This window comes from Clostridium transplantifaecale (assembly GCF_900626075.1).
Classification (GTDB): Bacteria; Bacillota; Clostridia; order Lachnospirales; family Lachnospiraceae; genus Otoolea; species Otoolea transplantifaecalis.
In genome coordinates this window covers 99,177-118,886 of record NZ_UYZY01000006.1, presented here as the reverse complement: position 1 = coordinate 118,886, position 19,710 = coordinate 99,177, and the positions used below count along the sequence as shown (strand labels likewise).

Genomic DNA, 19,710 nt, shown 5'->3' with positions numbered 1-19,710 from the left:
ACGGCTGCCATGAAGAAAAGGGACGGAGGATTTACGCTGATTGAACTGTTGATCGCGCTTGCTGTTCTTTCCATCATGGCAGGCGTGCTTCTTCAGTCTTTCGTGATCAGCAGAAGGATGAATACAAAAGCCCGAAAAGATGAGCTTGTGCTGGATGCGGCAAAGCGCACGATGGAGGAGCTGAAGGGATATCCGTTTGAAAAACTGGAAACATTTCTGGCCGGAGACGGTGGAACTCCGGGAGAAGATAACGGAAGCGGGAACGGCGACAGAGGAAATGTCGTGATAGGCAATACAATTTACCGTGTGGAAAGGCTGGAGGACGGATCCGGCTCAGACGGCGGTACACCGGCCGGAGAAGAGGGCGGCGATGGGGCTCCACCGTCATCCGATTCACGGCAGGGATACAGGCTGACTGCAGAATACGGAAGAGATGCGTCCGGTTCCGGAAAGGCGGCCTATCTTATCTGTGCGGAAGCCGATTATGAAAAGTATAATTCGACGGAAGACGAAGACCAGGAGAAATCATATTCCATCAACCAGTACCAGATGCCTAATATAGCCGACGTCAGCAGTTTCCAGAATGTGGTGATTGAACCGCAGGCGCTGATGAAGGATGATAAAAGCCTGACTTCCCAGTTACTGTTAAAGGTAAATCCTGATAAAGAGGAAGAAGGAGAAGACGGCGGAGAAGAAGCAGTGGAAGAATCCGGAGGCTCCGGTTCGGAGGAGGAGACGGTATATAAGGAAGAAAATGTAAAACGGCATCTGTGGCTGTCTATAAAGGAAACGGTGGCTATGGATGACGGCAGCGGTGAAGCTGGAAACCTAACGGTCCAGGCTCAGGCCGTGTATACGGTAAAGGAGACAGAGGGAAATAGTTATAGTGCGGAGGAATCCATCGAAGCCAGTTTTGCATCTGTAAAGAAGACTATCGTTAAAGATGAGAAAACAGGGCCTCCTGCAAACCGTGTTTATCTCTTCCTTCCGGATAATGAAACAAAATATACCTGGACTTCGGAGGAGGCAAAAGAAGGCGGGGAGGCTGAAGAATCGGGATTCCCCGGATTTGACAGGATTTATATCAGCTCTTCCCTGGAAGAGGAGATTGAATTTTTCATAGTAGCGGCAAATCCGGATCAGTATAAAGAGGACGACGAGAAACTGGCCCAGAAAGTTGGGGTAGATTTCATAGTAGTGGCAAATCAGAATCAGTATAAAGAGGACGAGAGGACCCTGACCGAGAAAGGTGAGGTAGAATCAGCGGAAGATAAGAAACTTCTAATCTATTCCAACATCGGCGGAAAAGAACCTGTATCCTGGAAGGATGCGGAAAACAGGCTTTATCATCTGACTGTAACGGTCTATGAGGCGGATTACAGCGGAACAGGAGCAGAGAATGGGGAACCGGAAAGAGGCAGTGAAGTATTGAAGCTGGATTCTACAAAATCGGAATAGACAGGATGGAAGATATCCGGATGGGAAGAGCCTGGATTAAGGGAAACCTGGATAAAAGAGACTTGGATGAGAGAAACACGGACAGATTGAGCAGATCATACGTCAGAATCAGAGCAGAAAAGACAGGAGGACCCAGAATGGGAAAGCTGTTAAAACATTTGCCGGAAAGAAGAAAACTGAATAATGCAGGTTCTACGATGATTATGGCGATAACAATCGTTTCACTGATTGCCATTTTAGGAGTAATGGCTTTAAGCACGGCTCTTCTGAATGTAAAAATGAGGAATCTGAACCGGAGATCCGACAAGAATTTTTATTATCTAGAAACGGCGCTGGACGAAATTTACGCGCAGACTGGAAGGATGGCCAGCAATATCCTGAAAGAAAATTATGTCGAAGTCATGGGATCGCTTTATAAGGACGGCTACCGGACGAATGACGAGGCCAATCTGCAGTTGAAGTCCAAGTTTATAAGCGCTCTGCTGGCAGATGAGGCTTTGGGAATCGAAATGCCCTTATCGGACGATAACAGCGGAAATAACAGGAAAAATGCGGCAGAAAAACTGGCGTCTTTTTCTGATACAATACAGGATAAGGACCTGGATGTATCAATTGGTTCGATTGTCCTGGAAAAATATACGGGGCAGGATAGTGAACTGTCCGAAAACGGGCTGAAAAGTGGAAAGGCGGGTGGCATGTTTGCTGCCGGCGGCAAAGAGGTTTACAGCGGAATCCTGTTCAAGGATTTCTGCATTTTGTATACAAATCCCGAAACAGGGATAGAGTCGGCTATCACAGTGGACTTAAAAATAACAGCGCCTTATGTGAGGTTTATGAATGAAGGCGAAGCACTGTTAGATTATGTTCTGGCGGCAAATGGCGGCATCGAAGTCAATGTGAACGGAACCGGCAGCCCGGACAATTATTTTGCCGGAAAGATTTACGGCAAGTCATTTACGGTAGAACACAGCAAAACAGAGGTGGCAAGCAGTTTGTTTACATCTGCGGGAGCTCTGACGGTCAGTAAGGGGGCGGATTTGAAAATTCTGCCGGATGAAAATACGGGTGCGCAGAGCCGGGTATGGGCAGACGGAATCCGGATGGATGTTTCTTCTGTACTTACGGCGGAAAATGCAAGTTTCTTTATCAAAGATGATATGACCCTGTCGGGAGACAGGAATGAGGTGACTTTAAAGGGCAGCTATTACGGATATGGAAACGAGGGAGACGACAGGAAGCTGACAAAAGAGACGCCGAATAAGAGCAGCGCGATTATTATCAATGACAGAGGGAGCAAACTCGACATGACAGGGCTGGATACTCTGATCTTAGCCGGCCGCGCCTATATGAGATTCGACGACACAATCACAGGCCAGGATGTGTATCCGATGGGAGAGTCCCTGGCTGTGAAAGCGACACAGACCATTTATCTGGTGCCGGAGTCATGCATTACGTTGAAGTGGAACGGGAAGACAGAAACGGCAGGCTCAAATCCCGTACTGCTGCCGGAGGAAGAGCTGAAACTCCATGTAAAGCTTCCCGAGAACATGGGCGCCAAAGAGGCCGAATATCACATTAAGGTGGATAATCCAAAAGCGGCGGATGACGGTGGAAAAAGAATCTCAGTTTCCGGGTATGACAGGGAAAGTTCCCCCGCTGTTCCCGTAATTCTCAACGGAAAAGTCTATATTTATTACAATTTTGATTCAGAAGATGACAGAAGAAAATATTTCAATGATTACCTGAAAAACGAGGCCGGCTCCTTTGACGAGCTGCTTCAAAAGAGCGGCATGACGGGAGCCAAAAGTCCGGAAAGCACATTTAATGGAGGCGTGTTAATAGAGAACGGCGGCAGTTCGACTCAAATCAATACGTCAGGTTCCTTGTATCAGGTAGCGGGAAAGGATGAAGGAGAGGACGGTCATCTGTTCCAGCTCCTGGAGAAAGGGCAGAGCGGTGTAAGCAGCAGTCTGGAATGGGCGAACCTGATAGGAAACCTCGACGCTTCGTTTAACAACCTGAAAATGAACCTGGCGGAGACGGATCGTGTGGGCGGCCGTGCTGCGGAGGCAGTTACGGGGCTTTCCGCAATCCTTCCGATCGGCAATTATGTGAAAGTGGATGAAGTGGCAAAGCTGAAGGGAGAACCGGTATTCCTTTCCAATGAGGAGGAGTCTGAGGCGGACAGCAGTTATGTACTGTTGAGCGGTGATTCGGTAACGGTTCAACTGGGAGATGACGGGGAGGCGACAGTCAGCACGCTGGGGAGAACGTATTCTATGAAAGGCGGCCTTGTCGTTTCTGCGAAAGATATAGAAGTAAAAGGAAAAGGAACATATAACGGCCTGTTGATGGCTGCGGGGAAAATATCAGTCACCGGCAGCGCCAAACTGACGGCGGACGGCCAGACCTTCGAACCTATTCTTGACAGAGAAGAGGCAGCAGAATATTTTTATGATTACAGTGACGTGGCATCTAGCGTGCTGAATGACTACGAAGATTTTGTAACCAGAGAGAACTGGAGCCGCTCCGGGCGTGAGCAGGGAGGCGGAAAATGATGAATGTAGGAAAAGAGGATAAAGCAAACGGGGGTTTTTCACTGATAGAACTCATTATTGCAATGACCATTCTTCTGGTACTCAGCGGGATGCTTTTCCTCGGAACCAGTTCGGCAAAGAGGAAGGAAACGGAAAAGTATGTTAACGCCCTCAGCAATCAGATCAATCTCTCAAAGACAAGCGCCATGTCGAAATCCGGGAAGTGGCGCCTGAGCCTTTACCTGAAAGATAAAGACTATTACTGCGTGCATGAGATAGAAAAAAGAAAATCGGACGATGAGGAAGACACTTACTGGGAGATCCAGTCGGAGAAGGTTATGCTGGGGCGTTCGGGGGTTATGAAATATGAACTGCTGTCCGGCGGGAGCGGAGAAGAAAGCGGCACGGAAGGGGATTCCAAAGGAACCCTGATCCATGTCTGGCGCTTTGACCGGGATACCGGTTCCTGCATAGAGGGAGCAGGCACACTGGCGGTTAAAGGAGCCGGAAAAACGCAGTATCTTACTGTTTACCGGGAAAATGGCCGGTGTGAGACAGGCGATGCGGGTTTGGTGCAGTAGTTTAGGCATATGAAAAGATGTTGGCGGGAGGGATTCAGAGGTAAGTGAAGCAGGAATAAAGTTACTGTTCACTGGGGATGAATTCCGGGAGGTGTTTTCACATGCTTTTCGTGAAAATCCCGGAATAAACAGAGAGGGAAAGGAGGGGACGGGATGGACAGAGCAGAAATAAAAGCGGCATTAATAGCCGGGAAAGAGAGCCGGAAGAATGCCAATAAAGGATTTACGCTGATAGAGCTTTTAGTAGGCATCTCGGTTATGGCAATTGTCGGACTCATGATGACGTCCCTGTTTGGCAGTTCCACCCGCCTTTACCGCTCTACGATTTCTTATTCCAATATTCAGACTGAAAGCCAGACCGTCAGCCGTAGAATCAGCAATACCGTGATGGGTGCCAGGTCTTTGTACCTCAACGAAGGGGAGAAAGGAACCTATCTGTTTACCGGTGAAGTGACGGAGGAGGCCGGAAAGGCGAAATTCAGCGGTGAAATGTTATGGTTTAATAAGGAGACCAACTGTCTGTATCAAAACAGCGGCTTTCTTGCGGAAGAGGATTCCGGTGCATTGGAAGAAGCAAATTCAACCGGAGAGGAAGAAGGCAGTGAGGAGAATCTCCAGTCACTGGGAGCGCTTTCGCCTGATACGGTAAGGAAAGCATTTGAAGAAAACGCGAGCAAAGGACGGGAGTACCTGATCAGCGATAAGGTGCAGGAACTGAAGTTTACGATTTATCCTGTATTGACAGAGAAAGAGCGGATCGGTGACACAGGGTATTTTTACAAAACAGAGGGTAAAGTAACTGTAGATTTTGCAATTACATTCCAATATCTGGACAGTAAAAGCTATTCCGTAGATACCAGTGCTACTCCGAGAAACAGGTTGGCTGTGCTTTGGTGGAACGGCAGCGGCGACGGCGAGGATGGGAGGCAGTAATGGAAGTACGTGTACAGAAAAAGAAAAACAAATTCCCGTTAGACGGGAAAAAACTGCATACGGTATGGAAGATTCTGGCTGTGATTCTGTCGATTTGCGTGCTGGCCGGAGGAATTGCGCTTGTTTCAGGATGGTCTCAGGAAGCCCAGGCCGGAATAGATCCGACTAAATATAGTAAGGAACATCCGTTTGTGGTTTTAGAAATTGTGCCATATGAAGGTCAGGGACAGTGGGGATATACTGTTAGTGGCCAGGAACCGGTATCGGCAGAGAAAATCAGACTGTATCACGAAGCTGCTAATGATGAGAAACATTATTGGGAGAATACGAATCAGGACAATACATTTGATATTGATTTTAAATTTTCAGGCCTGGTAAGAGAGGTTCAAAACAAAAGCTATAGCAACCAAGATACTTTTGTTAAGCAGATTCTCTGCAGAGATAGTGGTAATCCGGACGAATGGTCGGGTAAAGTGAAAGTTCAATCCAAAAGTGCGTGTGATGTAACGGTTCAAGATGTAAAGTCAGCAGATTTGGTCGTGGTGCAAAGTAATGAAACTGCATATAAATATAATGGTTACAGTAAAACTCCTCTGTACGTTTATTGGAAATATAACAATCCTGCCGTTATGTTGAGGACAGAGAATGGAGCGGCCATTAGCCCTTTGGATGGAGGACAAGCTGTTTACGAAGGACAGATATCAAAAGATAATGGCGTGACATGGAAGTCAATGGATATGCAATGGGACGTGGTACTGGCTATCTTAGATCATGCATATACAAATAACAAGGCGACTATTGTTGCGTCAGAAAAAACCTCAGGGAATGCAGAAAATAATATAGACAAATTAATTTTACTCCTATCTAAATTGACCAGAAAAGCATATGTTGATGATGGAATCAGTAAAATGATTACAACTGCAGTCAACGGGGACGGGCTCACTACGGGGAGTTTTAATGGACAGGTAGTTTGGAACGAGCAGTTATTTTATGATGCACTTTTACTTAACCGCACAAATTTTGTAGATGGTTTTGAGAAACTAAAATATTTTATTTATAATCCATCAGACAAATATTCTCCTTCAGGTGTCTTGAAAACATTTCTAAATAACTTTAGAACAATGGCCAATCAGTCAAATGAGCAGTTTTATCAGTTTATAGATTCTGATTTATGGGATGATATTTTAAAATATGCGAAACTTCTGAGAGATAAAGAAGACAATGCAGGCAAAATTACAGAATCGGAGTATCAGTGGTTTGTCGAATGCCGGACAAAGTACGAAAAAAAGCAGGTTTGTAAGCTCGAAGATAAATATGAAGTTGGGTATGACGTGCTGCATAATGGAGGGTATAGCGGCAAAACAGAGTGGGATAATGTAATACGTTATATGGAAGGTTGGATAAGTTATCCCTTTGTGCCGGTTCTTTTAGCAGACAGTTCTAAGCATCAGATAGATGTTGAAGAGATTTTGCTTGGAGGTGTTGTAACACCTGACGGGCCACCGGAAGATGCAACGGATGGCTCTGTTAAGGTATTAGAAATAGAGCCATGTAATAATTATTGGCTTTCTGTACCGGGCAACCTTCCGAAACTTGCAACGGCAATTGGAGTTGACGAGGATGACATATCAGTTACATACGTAACGCCGAATACTTTGAATGGTATGGCGGTAGATCTCGTCGCAGAGTATGACTTGATACTTATAGGAGATGACGCATCGCTGCTGAACTCATCTGGTGGCGGCGGTTCAAAGAGTGTAAAGTATCGTAGTAACGGATTCCCCGACGATGCAATCATTCCTCAGACTTTAATCAATGGTCTACTTGTAAATGACTATACAACTAAAGAAAGATTTGATATTGATATAACTAAGAAAACATCAGGAGTATCATTAAATACAGGCTCTTATCCTCTAACAGGCAGCGGCAGCACGAACTGGAATCCATTATTACGCGAAAAATGGAGTAAAGCGCCGGGTGAGTATTTTCTTAAAAATGTAGAATTATCTTTAGAACTTCAAGCATTGGGGGCAGACACTACAGTAAGTAAGGCGAGATTCAGCGGCGATGATGTGACCCAATTTATGCAAAAGCAATTAGCAGAATTTGTAAAATCGGGACAGCCGGTAATAGTTACAGAACAGCTTATCACTGATGCTATGAAACAAATCAATGAGTTTGAAGGGATCGATATGAACAATAACCCATATAATGCGGAATGTGATATTGATTCCAGATTGCTTTTTGCACTATATGGGATAGAAGATGTAAAGGATTACTACAATAAAAGCCTGGATAAGTCTTATTTTGATAAGCTGATATTGATGGATTCGAAGATAACAAATCCAACTACGAAAACAGTAGATTTAAAAAAAGATTTTAAGAGTTCTGTTATTATTAAGGATTCTGAGCTTATAAAAGATGAGAATGGTGAAGTTGTAACTGCGGTTATACAGAAGGGGTGGAATTCGGATACAAGGCCGGAGTTGAATACTTTAGCTAAATCGAATATGCTGACATTTGACTATGCAATTGAAATGCCCCTGGGGGACAAAGCCGAAAATATTATCATGAAAATTATCGTGGATCGCAATGGTGACGGTTATTTTGATGAAGAAGGGGATGGAGCATCCACTTCAGGAAAGCCGGGGGCACATAATAATGCCAGTGCATCTATAAAAAACGATCAGGTTTTTACCTGCCGTTTTGCGGATTTGTCCCCAAATGATTATAATGTGGAGGGATCCAGGATCACAGGACGCTATACAACACCGATGCCGGTCGATTCAATCGAAGAAATATGTCAGTTTCAAGTGAAAGTATCCACACTTGACAAAAAGAATCCTCTTTATAGTGTGTGGACCGGATACATGCGGCCGGATTTGAAAAAGAAAGATGTAAAAGTACTTCAGATTACACCGTTTTCGGATACCATTGGTGGGAAAAATCTCGGAGAAAATAAGCAATTTACTAATTTAATAAAAGAAGCGGAAGAAAATAACGGCGGTGGATATCATTTTGATTTTGAAAATGGTGCTCTAGTGTCAATTTCTGAGGGAGATTTCGCTGCTGATTGTGAAGATGGACACATAACGGCTGAAAGTCTCTTGGCAGACTATGATCTGCTTATAATTGGAACGGACTTTAATCAGTTTCTCACAGATGACCAAACAGACATTGACTTTATTAAAGCAACTGAAGTTTTAAAAAAATATTCAGATGAGTACAAGAGACCTCTAATTATAACAAATGATGCTTTTTCATATGTCAATTCGGAGAACTATCTAGCCCCGGAAGAAAAAGATTATTATTACAAAGACTTAACTCTGGAACGGGCAGAGTACTATAAAAAGAACAATCAACTGACAACTGAAGGTGGACAGTTACAAAAAGAAAGAATACTAGAAAATGAATATATTGGTAAGAAAAAGAAAAATGATGAGGCAATAGAGAATCATAATTATGGAGAGGGAACCGTATATCTTGAACCAGAAGATGGGGAATTATATGAGAAAATTTTAAGAGAAGGGACATACAAGGCAATTGTGCGCCCTGTTACAGCAGGACGGAGTGGCTCAAAATCGGTTTATGTTGGAAGGCGTATCTGGCGGATTTGGTATTATGACTATGAAGGAAGTAGAAGTGTTCCAGATGTTGGCGGTTCACTGGTTAACTTGACGCCTGAGAATTTGTACCAAAAACTAGGAAATGCGATGATTGATAGAACTCAATTTATATTTTGGACTTGGTATTACGCAAATATGAATTATGTTACCGAAGCTGAACTGAGAGAGTGGTATGAAACGAAGAATGGAATAACGGGGGAAAATGAAGCAAAAATTGTAGAGGTAGACGGAAGAAATTTCTACTTTAAAGATATTCATTCAGCTCTGAATGAGGATGTGACAGTTGATAAAAAATATATTGATACAGAGCATCCTATTCAGATTGCAGGTGACACATACTATTACTATCAGTATAATGACCGGGAAAAATATTTAGCCAGAAAATTGTCAGATGGTGAAGTTGAAAAATATGGATTTTTCTGGAAGGAAAAGGTACAAGGGGATTCAGATAAACCTGTTGAGTCAAAATATGAATTAAACAATGTGGCAGGAAAAGGAGATTCACTATATCCATCTCAAAACGCATGGAACTACTTATTCACCCAAAAACTCAGATACACCGTGGGTATGGATCGCTTTGCTATAACCACAGATATCGAGCCCAAAGACAAAAGAGACAAAGGCAGCAGCAGACGCTGGACCGAGATAGAAGAACTGCAGGGATTTACCAACGGAGCCCTGTTAGAGTATGCGTTTATCCCGAAAGAGGGCAGCAGTTATGCATCATTAGTCAACACGGCTTCGCCGTACAACACACAGCTCTCATTAAATCTGGCATTAGGAGTAAAGCCGCGCACGGAGTATATTGAACCTCTGAATGAAGGCCAAATCGGATTATATCCGTTTAAGATTTCCGACGAGGTTTCCGAAGCGAAAGTAAAGGTTGCCAAAAATCATGCGCCCTACTATCAGCTTGATCTGGAAAGGGAGCTTGGGAAGGGAAAGATTGATGATGTGACCGTCTGGTATACATTTGCAGGTTCGGGTAAAGATGATGAGTCAAAATACTTTGATACAACCGTCAGAGATGCTAGAAACAACTACTACCTTTACTCGAAAGGCAAAATTTATTACACCGGTTTTTCTCTCTACGATGTGACAGAGGGCTCAGATTCCGAGGATGCGCAGCTCGTTCCCGACATGGAAATGAAACTCTTCATCAACACCATCTACGCCGCCCTCAACAGCGAGACAGAAGAAACCTCCTACTATGACACCGTAGTCCGGGAGGGTGGAACCGTTTCCGGCATTGAGCTGGCTCAGGATGCCGGGTCGCCGAACCGTTATACCTGTTATTACGACGAGTATGACGAGGCGCTGGAGCTTTCCTTCCGCGTTCAGAAAATCAATGCGTCGGACGGTGAGACAACACCGCTCACAATTGGTAAAAAGGGTGAAAAGGCAGAAAACGGCCTGCCGGCGGTGAATAAGTTCGATGAGACAGTATACACATTGACAGGCCTTCCGGAGGAAAACGGCGTTTCGAACTTCCCTGTTGAAGAGATTGCAGGGGAGCAGGGAACAAAAGGCAGCATGGGTAGCGGGGCAAGTGATAGATGGTATACGTTCCGTTTTACAGGAGATAATGGAGAAGGAAAAATTCCGGATGACATGGACGGCATGACGATGATAATCGGTCCAGAGGCGGCAGAGACAGGGATGCTGAGGCAGGACAGCATTTATGCAGAGATACGCTTTGTGAAGAGAAATCTTTTTGACTTGGACTAACAATTCTTTCAAAGATTAAATTATAGCCGTCGGATTTTTCTTTATATAATGCACGGGACAGCTGGTATATAGCATCTGCTGATACACAGGGGCGTCTTCTCTTAACTGATATTCAGCTAAGAGAAGACGCCCCATTTCTGTCAATTTCCCTTTCAGGGAATCATTATTTTAGTATTATTTTACCTTTACGGTAACATCCAGCTCAATCGTGTAATTCTCCCCCTCAATGCCGCTGAGCACAAGCTTCGTGCTGCCTGCGGGAAGTGTGCCTTCTTTTATAAAGGTGTCTTTCCATTCGTAACCGCCGTCGGCAGTTTCCACAGCATTGTGGTCGATGATTGGGATTATCTCGCCTTCTGAAGATTCATAAGCCAGGTTGAATTTTCCAAGAACCATTTTTTGCGATTTGTTGCTTTTAACGTGTATGCGTGCCGTAACTTTCACACTTTCCGCTTCTTTCAAATCTGCTTCCATGAGAACAACCGGCGATGTTACATCGGTATATCTGCCCTTAAAGGAACCGGCCGCCGTTCCGGGTATTTTACTGTCGCTATGGTTAATGGAGGCAGGGGGAATATCTGTAAAGGTCAGATCAAATGTATATACGGAGTTCTTGCCTAAAAGTTTAAACTGCCCCTCGCCGGCTTTTATTGTAAAAGGGAGGTCAACGTCGGTTTGTTTGTTTTCACCTGTTCCGCTTTTAGCAAGAACCGTGGAGGTTCCGTCCGGCGCTTCATAAACGAGCCGCATTTCTCCCTTATTCTTTCTGAAATTGCCTGTAATATGAATTTCTGTATCATCCTGCGGATTTACAGTAAGAATTCCGGTGTTGTCATCCTCTGCAATATGAACTTCTCCCTGTACCCGAAAAACAGTTCCATCCCATTTTTCCTCGTAATTGTCAAAGTAGCTGGTAGAGCTGTTAAATAAACCGGAAACGTGCGGCACGGCCTCTTCGGCTGCTTCTTTCACTTCTTCCGCAGCCTCTTTAAAATCCTGAACCGCTTCTGAACCGGCGGAACAGGCTGAAATCAGTAGGCCGGAACTTAATACTGTAATTACTGCCAGTCCCTTTTTTATTCTGCTTTTTATCCCGTGTTTCATTTTCTTCTACCTCTGCCTTTCTTAATAACTTATTTAACGCATATAGAATCTACTTAAATAAAACGGTTTAAAATAGGAAAATACTTCAAGTATCCTGAATGAAATACACCGCAGTGCACAAAAAAGTTTCTTATCCATATCAGGATATAAAAAGAGCAGCCGCTCCATTACTGATTACCAGTTATGGAGCGGCTGTTCTTCGTATTGCTGGCCGGCAATGAAAACAAAACATCGCGGTGCGATTTCGCTGCCGGTTTATCGTTCAGTCAGGGGTTAAGCCTGTCCTTTCGTTTATTGCGTATGAGCTGTCTTATTAGAACTCCGGCTCGATCAGTCCGTAAGTATTACCTTTTCTCTTGTAAACCACATTGACCTGCTCGGTCTCGGAGTTTAAGAATACGTAGAATGCATGTCCGAGAAGTTCCATCTGTACACATGCCTCTTCGGGATCCATCGGTTTCATTGCAAATCTCTTTACCTTCATAATCTTTACTTCATCGTCTGATTCGTACTCTTCATTCATGAAATAATCGGAGAAAGCGATGGCGGCCTGTTTTTTGTCGACAATCTTGTTCTTATATTTTTTGAGCTGGCGCTCGATAATTTCTTCTACCAAATCAATGGATACGTACATATCGTTACTTTCCTGCTCTGCACGGATGATAGTGCCTTTTACAGGGATAGTAACTTCAATTTTCTGTCGTTCTTTTTCAACGCTTAATGTGACAATTGCTTCTGTGTCCTGATTGAAGTATCTTTCTAATTTGCCGATTTTCTCCTCAACTGCTGCCTTTAACCCCGGGGTAACATTAATATTTCTTCCAGTAATCTTATAACGCATACACATCGCTCCTTTTTCTTGGGATGTTTATAGTATACCACTTTTATTCGATAAATTCAATGATGAAAGTAAAATTGTCGAGACAATTATTGTTAATTTTTTCTAAAAAGTTTAAATTATTTGTAGATGAAACCATTGCAAAACGGTTTAAAACAAAGAAATTCTGTCAAGGATAATCTTTGTATTTTTTGTCGAAATATGCAAGTTTATGAGATATACACAAAAAAGTGGATAGGGAACTTTGGATGGGGAAAGATGGTGATAAACATAAAAAAGATGTGGATAATGTGGATAAGTCGGTGTATAACTACTTTTTCCCCTAAAATGGACAAGGTGCGATGTGCATAACTTTTCAACATTTTCGACGAAATCGGTGTGGATAATGTGGACAACTGGGGAATAGAACAAGTTTTTTGTGCAATTTGCTAAGTTTACCATAATGTGACGAATTATGTCACTGTAAAAATAAGGATACCGTTAATTGGATGTGGACAAAATGTAAAAAATTTATGAAGTCGTTGAATAAAACGCCTGTTAGTGTTAGAATAAGTAAGATTGTATAACTATAAGTATGCAGTTTTGGCATGAATAGAAGAGCTTGCAATGATGATAATAGAAATAATGATAGAAATAGGAGAGTAAAGCATGAATCTGATAGAGAAAATGTTTGGAACTCACAGCGAGCGTGAATTAAAGATGATTTACCCCATTGTGGATAAAATCGTTGCTTTAAAACCTGAGATGGAAAAGCTGACGGACGAAGAACTGAAGGATAACACCAGAAAGTTCAAAGAGCGTCTGGAAAAGGGTGAAACATTGGACGACATCCTGCCGGAGGCATTTGCCACCATCAGAGAGGCGGCAAGGCGTGTCCTCAATATGGAACATTATCCGGTACAGCTGATTGGCGGTATTGTTTTACATCAGGGACGTATCGCCGAGATGAAGACAGGAGAAGGTAAAACGCTTGTATCCACGGCTCCGGCATACCTGAATGCGCTGGCGGGAAACGGCGTATTTATCGTAACGGTCAATGACTACCTGGCAAAACGAGATGCTGAGTGGATGGGTGAGGTCCACAGATTCCTGGGACTCTCCGTCGGTGTCGTACTGAATGCCATGACGCCCGATGAGCGCCGTGCGGCATACAACTGCGATATTACCTATGTTACGAACAACGAACTCGGTTTCGACTACCTTCGTGACAACATGGCTATATATAAGGAACAGATGGTTTTAAGAAATCTGGACTATGCCATCATCGATGAGGTTGACTCCGTATTGATTGATGAAGCAAGAACACCGCTTATCATTTCCGGACAGAGCGGTAAATCCACTAAATTATATGAAGTCTGTGACATCCTGGCACGCCAGCTGGAGCGAGGAGAAGAATCTGCCGAGTTTACAAAGATGGCCGCTATTATGGGTGAAGAGATTGAAGAGTCGGGCGATTTCATTGTCAACGAGAAGGACAAAGTAGTCAACCTGACCGAGCAGGGCGTTAAAAAAGTAGAGGAATTTTTCCATATTGAAAACCTTGCCGATCCTCAGAACCTGGAGATACAGCATAACATCATTCTGGCGCTGCGTGCCAACAACCTGATGTTCCGCGATAAAGATTACGTTGTAAAAGATGATGAGGTCCTGATTGTAGATGAATTTACAGGACGTATCATGCCGGGCCGCCGCTATTCCGACGGACTCCATCAGGCAATCGAGGCAAAGGAGCATGTCAATGTACGCCGTGAGAGCAGAACGCTGGCTACCATTACATTCCAGAACTTCTTTAATAAATTTAAAAAGAAATCGGGTATGACCGGTACGGCCCAGACTGAGGAGAAGGAGTTCCGTAACATCTATCAGATGGACGTTATCGTGATTCCGACCAACAGGCCGGTAATCCGTATTGATAAAGACGATGCCGTTTATAAGACGAAGAAAGAGAAATTCCATGCAGTAGTGGACGAGGTGGCAGCAGCCCATGAGAAGGGACAGCCTGTCCTGGTCGGCACGATTACCATTGAGACTTCCGAACTTTTAAGCAAGATGCTGACAAGACGCGGAATTAAACACAAGGTACTGAACGCCAAGTTCCATGAACTGGAGGCTGAGATCGTAGCAGATGCCGGTGTCCACGGCGCCGTTACCATTGCCACCAACATGGCCGGCCGTGGTACGGATATCAAGCTGGACGACGAGGCGAAAGCGATCGGCGGACTTAAGATTATCGGTACGGAGCGTCATGAATCCAGGCGTATTGACAACCAGCTGCGCGGACGTTCAGGACGTCAGGGAGACCCGGGTGAATCACGTTTCTATATTTCTCTGGAAGATGATCTGATGCGTCTCTTCGGTTCCGAGAAGCTGATGAGCATGTTCAATGCATTAGGCGTGCCGGAGAATGAGCAGATCGAGCACAAAATGCTGTCGAATGCCATTGAGAAAGCCCAGATGAAGATCGAGACCAATAACTACGGTATTCGTGAAAATCTGCTTAAATACGACGAAGTTATGAACGAGCAGCGTGAGGTTATCTACGACGAGCGCCGCCGCGTATTGAACGGTGAGAGCATGAGAACCGTAATTATGAAGATGATTACGGATATTGTAGAAAATGCAGTGGACTTGTCCATTTCTGATGAACAGGGGACGGAAGATTGGGATCTGACGGAACTGAATTCACTGCTGCTTCCGATTATCCCTCTTCCAACCATCGCATTAAATGATGACCAGAAGGATATGAAGAAGAACGAGTTAAAGCATATGCTGAAGGAAGCCGCCACGAAACTCTATGAAGAGAAGGAAGCGGAATTCCCGGAGGCAGAGCAGATCCGTGAAATCGAGCGCGTGATTCTTCTGAAAGTAATCGATGCGAAGTGGATGGCTCATATCGACGATATGGATCAGCTTCGCGAGGGTATTGGCCTCCAGGCATACGGCCAGAGAGATCCTCTTGTCGAGTACAAGATGAGCGGCTATGAGATGTTCGACAGCATGACTGCCGCAATCCGTGAAGACACAGTACGTATCCTGTTCCACATCCGCGTGGAGCAGAAGGTAGAACGTGAACCGGCTGCCAAGGTTACGGGAACGAATAAGGATGACAGCAGCGTCCAGGCTCCGAAGAAGCGTGAGGCAAAGAAGATTTATCCAAACGATCCGTGCCCATGCGGTTCCGGCAAGAAATTTAAGCAGTGCTGCGGCCGTAAGATCCTGCAGGAGATGAGTTCCAATCCGGAGCTTAAGAATAAGACGGTTCAGATGCAGATCCTTCCTCAGGGACAGAAGAAAGAGGAAAACTGATTAAGTCCTGATATTTAATAAGTTTATCATGTTAGATTTGTAAAAATATAAAATTGAAAGTGGGTGAAGCTATGGTTGAATTAGATCAATTCAAATATACGTTATCGACGTATGATAAAACTTTAGTGGAAGTGAGGGATTCACTTTGACCTGGATAACAAGGTAAAGCGAATCGACGAGCTGGACAAATCCATGGAGGAACCAGGATTCTGGGACGATCCGGACAGGTCCACGAAGACAGTAAAAGAAGCAAAGAATTTAAAAGATACAGTAGAAACTTACCGCCATCTGGAACAGCAGTACGAAGATATCCAGGTAATGATAGAGATGGGATACGAGGAGAACGATCCTTCGATGATCCCGGAGATTCAGGAAATGCTGGATGAATTTATCGGCAGCCTGGAGGACATCAGGACGAGGACTCTGCTTTCAGGGGAGTATGATAACTGTAACGCCATATTGAAGCTGAATGCGGGAGCCGGAGGAACCGAGGCCATGGACTGGTGCAGCATGCTGTACCGCATGTACCAGAGATGGGCCGACAAGAAAGGTTATACGACTGAGGTCCTGGATTTCCTTGACGGTGATGAGGCCGGAATCAAGTCTATCACGGTTCAGATTAACGGGGAGAATGCCTTCGGATATCTGAAATCGGAGAAGGGGGTGCACCGTCTTGTGCGTATTTCACCCTTTAATGCGGCAGGCAAGAGGCAGACTTCTTTCGTGTCCTGCGACGTCATGCCTGATATCGAGGAAGATTTGGATATTGATATTAACCAGGACGATCTGCGGATTGATACGTACCGCTCCAGCGGCGCCGGCGGACAGCATATTAATAAGACGTCATCCGCTATCCGTATCACCCACCTTCCGACAGGAATTGTGGTACAGTGCCAGAATGAGCGTTCCCAGTTCCAGAATAAGGACAAGGCGATGCAGATGCTGAAGGCAAAGCTCTATCTGCTGAAGCAGCAGGAGAATGCGGATAAACTTTCCGATATCCGCGGTGACGTTAAGGATATCAACTTTGGAAACCAGATCCGTTCCTATGTTATGCAGCCATACACACTGGTTAAGGATCACCGAACCAATGCGGAGAATGGCAATGTCAATGCCGTGATGGACGGAGATATCGATCTGTTTATCAGCGCGTACCTGAAATGGATCAGCCTGAAGAACCAGGAGACTCCGGAGCAGTAAAACGCGGAGTTTAAGGTACAATATAATAATAGTTTGATCAATGGGAGGAAATGGGCCATGTGCCGTTCCTCCCGTTTTTGCGTATTGATTGTTAATGACGCTCAGATGTATTCAACGAGGTATTTTTGCCTTTTCGGTGCATCGCTCCGCGTGTTACTGGGCACAGAGTGAACAGTAACCTATTTATTTAAGATTACATTAACTTTTACCAAAAATACTTGAATGCAGATAATGATTTTGTTAAAATTAACTAACAACAGAATATACAGCAGAAAACATATAACGCCGAATGCCAGCAGCCTGCAAACCGGGCGGCGGCAGCGGGAGAACCAATTTTTGGGGTGTATTCGCCATATGGCGATAGGGGACCTTCTTCCCCGAACCCGTCAGCTAATCTCGTAGGCGAAGGAAGGGGTAAGCGCATTTATGCGCCCTTGTCTGATGTCAGTGAAAGGCCCATAGGCGCGCTTTCGTTTATTGAAGTTATTCTTTCGTTTCATGGACTGGAAAATCAGACAGAGTATTCAACCTGCAGTAACCTTCGCCACTCGGTATATCCGGGTGCTTTTTTGTTTTCTGCGAGTTTTCAGTGAAGGAGAGATTGAATATGAAGATGAAAACAAAAAGAGAGCCGGGAAAACCCGGTCTGCTATTATCCGCCTCTGTTCTGGCCGTGATCGCCGTGGTTCTTACGGTGGGAATCACCTCGGGAGTTGCCACAATCCCGCTTCTGGCAGTTAATATTTTTCTCGTCCTGATTATCTCCATGCTGGCAGGATACCGCTATGCGGATTTGGAGCAGGGGATGATGGGCGGCGTGAAACGGGCCATGGACTGTGTCATGATTCTCCTGTTTGTAGGTCTCCTGATCGGCGCATGGATTATATGCGGCACGGTTCCTATGCTGATCTACTACGGCCTGGGGATTATTACACCCAGGATGCTGCTTCCGCTGACCTTTATTATGTGCTCCCTTTTGTCAATCTGTATCGGCTCCTCCTGGGGTACGGCGGGAACCGTGGGTGTGGCCTGTGTCAGCATCGGAGCCAGCATGGGAATTCCGGTGGCTCTGGTTGCCGGCGCAGCCATATCCGGCTCAATTCTCGGAGATAAGCTTTCGCCGCTGTCCGATTCAACTATCCTGGCCTCCAGCGCCAGCGATATCAATATTTATTACCACGTGCGTTCCATGCTGTATACAACGGGGCCGTCTTTTCTCATCAGCCTTGTGATTTTCTACTTTCTCGGAAGCAAATATGCACAGGTTGCTTTGGATCAGACCGTTCTCGACTCGGTGAGAAGCGGGCTGGCAGGGCTTTACAATTTCAACATTTTGCTGCTGATTCCTATTATTCTTATTGTCGTGCTCAGCCTTAAGAAGGTCTCCGCTATTCTTGCCATCCTGATTTCAGGCTTTACGGGACTTGTGCTCGCCATGGTGGTTCAGCATGCGGGAGCGGCGGAAGTGCTGTCTGTTATTTTTAACGGCGTCAAGGTAGACACAGGGATGGAAATTGTGGACACAATGCTGAGCAAGGGCGGTATATCCTCCATGATGTCGACCATCTGCACCGCGGTGCTCGCTCTGGGACTGGGTGGGATACTGAGTGAAGCGGGATTCCTGCATGTAATCGTAGCGAGGATTACAAAGACGGTCAAATCAGATACCGCCACTATCCTGGTCACCCTGGTATGCGGAATTTTCACGGTCATGGTGGTTACGAATTTTTATGTCTCTGCAGTTCTTATGGGGACAATGTTTAAAGAGATTTACGATGAGAGGGGAATTCACAGAAGCGTTCTCTCCAGAACCATTGAGGAGGCCAACACCATTATCCTGCCTCTCGTGCCCTGGAATACGAGCTGCATTTATTACATGGGACTGTTTGGATTTACGACGTTGAGCTTTGCACCGTATGTTGTGTTCGCCTATGTGAATATTGCCGTCAGCATTATCTGTGCGGTCGCCGGCATCTTTATCTTTAAGGCGGTTCCCGGTAATGATGCCGAGGCGGTATGGAAAATCAGGGGTGGACGTCAGGGAAGTTCCCCGACGCTGGAACCGGAACCGTCACTTTGTGCCGAAGCGGCTGTTCTGATGGAAGAATCAGCGGCTGCACTGGCATCCCTGAGTTCACAGACAGGGGACACTGTCCTTGAATAAATAGAACGAGGAAGGTTTAGAAAAGTCTGGAGCCGGAAGTCTGTTTTGATACCGGTATGATTGGGAAGAGGCATTTCCTGAATCCTGTATTATCATGAATGATTTCCTCTATTTTAAGAGAGAAAACGGCTTTTTACGGTTGTTTTCTCTCTTTTGTATTGCATAAAAAACAATAATCATGGATAAAAACCACAAAATCCTGAAAAAAGATATTGCACCAGCATTTTAAATGTGT

General features: G+C 44.9%; 10 protein-coding genes and 1 riboswitch. Of the genes, 8 read left to right on the top strand and 2 right to left on the bottom strand.

The genetic code is table 11. From position 1 onward, the window contains the following. Positions 1-9: 9 nt before the first annotated feature. The 5 genes from EJL91_RS20165 to EJL91_RS20145 all read left to right on the top strand — a co-directional run bounded on the left by EJL91_RS20165 (position 10) and on the right by EJL91_RS20145 (position 10,863). Positions 10-1,458, top strand: coding sequence for a type II secretion system protein (locus EJL91_RS20165; RefSeq protein WP_125143759.1), 1,449 nt, complete (start codon positions 10-12; stop codon positions 1,456-1,458). Between the two features lie 137 nt (positions 1,459-1,595). Further along, positions 1,596-4,016, top strand: coding sequence for a hypothetical protein (locus EJL91_RS20160; RefSeq protein WP_125143758.1), 2,421 nt, complete (start codon positions 1,596-1,598; stop codon positions 4,014-4,016). Further along, positions 4,013-4,576 (top strand): type II secretion system protein, encoded by a 564-nt coding sequence (locus EJL91_RS20155; protein WP_243125493.1) that lies wholly within the window; start codon positions 4,013-4,015, stop codon positions 4,574-4,576. The genes EJL91_RS20160 and EJL91_RS20155 overlap by 4 nt, the downstream gene beginning before the upstream one ends. Before the next feature lie 153 nt (positions 4,577-4,729). Continuing rightward, positions 4,730-5,509, top strand: a complete 780-nt coding sequence (locus tag EJL91_RS20150) for a PilW family protein (RefSeq protein WP_125143757.1) — start codon at positions 4,730-4,732, stop codon at positions 5,507-5,509. Beyond that, on the top strand, positions 5,509-10,863 hold the full coding sequence (locus EJL91_RS20145; RefSeq protein ID WP_125143756.1) for a DUF5057 domain-containing protein: 5,355 nt from the start codon (positions 5,509-5,511) through the stop codon (positions 10,861-10,863). The genes EJL91_RS20150 and EJL91_RS20145 overlap by 1 nt, the downstream gene beginning before the upstream one ends. Positions 10,864-11,037: 174 nt before the next feature. On the opposite strand, the gene EJL91_RS20140 is transcribed toward EJL91_RS20145, so the two are convergent. Then, positions 11,038-11,967 (bottom strand): hypothetical protein, encoded by a 930-nt coding sequence (locus EJL91_RS20140; protein WP_125143755.1) that lies wholly within the window; start codon positions 11,965-11,967, stop codon positions 11,038-11,040. A gap of 313 nt (positions 11,968-12,280) precedes the next feature. Continuing rightward, positions 12,281-12,808 carry a ribosome hibernation-promoting factor, HPF/YfiA family gene (hpf, locus tag EJL91_RS20135; protein ID WP_125143754.1) on the bottom strand — a complete coding sequence of 176 codons (528 nt, stop codon included), beginning with the start codon at positions 12,806-12,808 and terminating at the stop codon, positions 12,281-12,283. Between the two features lie 645 nt (positions 12,809-13,453). Between hpf and secA the strand changes: the two genes are divergently transcribed. The 3 genes from secA (at position 13,454) to nhaC (ending at position 19,475) form a co-directional block, all read left to right on the top strand. After that, on the top strand, positions 13,454-16,111 hold the full coding sequence (secA, locus tag EJL91_RS20130) for a preprotein translocase subunit SecA (RefSeq protein WP_125143753.1): 2,658 nt from the start codon (positions 13,454-13,456) through the stop codon (positions 16,109-16,111). Positions 16,112-16,182: 71 nt separating this feature from the next. After that, positions 16,183-17,311 (top strand): peptide chain release factor 2 gene (gene prfB / locus EJL91_RS20125; protein WP_423243460.1). Its coding sequence is split into 2 segments (ribosomal slippage): positions 16,183-16,245 and positions 16,247-17,311, totalling 1,128 coding nucleotides; the frame shifts between segments, so codons are not numbered across the junction. A gap of 273 nt (positions 17,312-17,584) precedes the next feature. After that, positions 17,585-17,731: riboswitch (cyclic di-AMP (ydaO/yuaA leader) on the top strand. A 187-nt stretch (positions 17,732-17,918) separates the two neighbouring features. Then, positions 17,919-19,475, top strand: a complete 1,557-nt coding sequence (gene nhaC / locus EJL91_RS20120) for a Na+/H+ antiporter NhaC (RefSeq protein ID WP_243125492.1) — start codon at positions 17,919-17,921, stop codon at positions 19,473-19,475. The last annotated feature ends 235 nt before the right edge of the window (positions 19,476-19,710 follow it).

Bases quoted from the DNA above. Each gene is read 5' to 3' on its own strand.
- EJL91_RS20155 (WP_243125493.1), top strand. From the start codon at position 4,013: ATGATGAATGTAGGAAAAGAGGATAAAGCAAACGGGGGTTTTTCACTG.
- EJL91_RS20150 (WP_125143757.1), top strand. From the start codon at position 4,730: ATGGACAGAGCAGAAATAAAAGCGGCATTAATAGCCGGGAAAGAGAGC.
- nhaC (WP_243125492.1), top strand. From the start codon at position 17,919: ATGAAGATGAAAACAAAAAGAGAGCCGGGAAAACCCGGTCTGCTATTA.
- hpf (WP_125143754.1), bottom strand. From the start codon at position 12,808: ATGCGTTATAAGATTACTGGAAGAAATATTAATGTTACCCCGGGGTTA.
- EJL91_RS20145 (WP_125143756.1), top strand. From the start codon at position 5,509: ATGGAAGTACGTGTACAGAAAAAGAAAAACAAATTCCCGTTAGACGGG.
- EJL91_RS20140 (WP_125143755.1), bottom strand. From the start codon at position 11,967: ATGAAACACGGGATAAAAAGCAGAATAAAAAAGGGACTGGCAGTAATT.
- EJL91_RS20165 (WP_125143759.1), top strand. From the start codon at position 10: ATGAAGAAAAGGGACGGAGGATTTACGCTGATTGAACTGTTGATCGCG.
- EJL91_RS20160 (WP_125143758.1), top strand. From the start codon at position 1,596: ATGGGAAAGCTGTTAAAACATTTGCCGGAAAGAAGAAAACTGAATAAT.
- secA (WP_125143753.1), top strand. From the start codon at position 13,454: ATGAATCTGATAGAGAAAATGTTTGGAACTCACAGCGAGCGTGAATTA.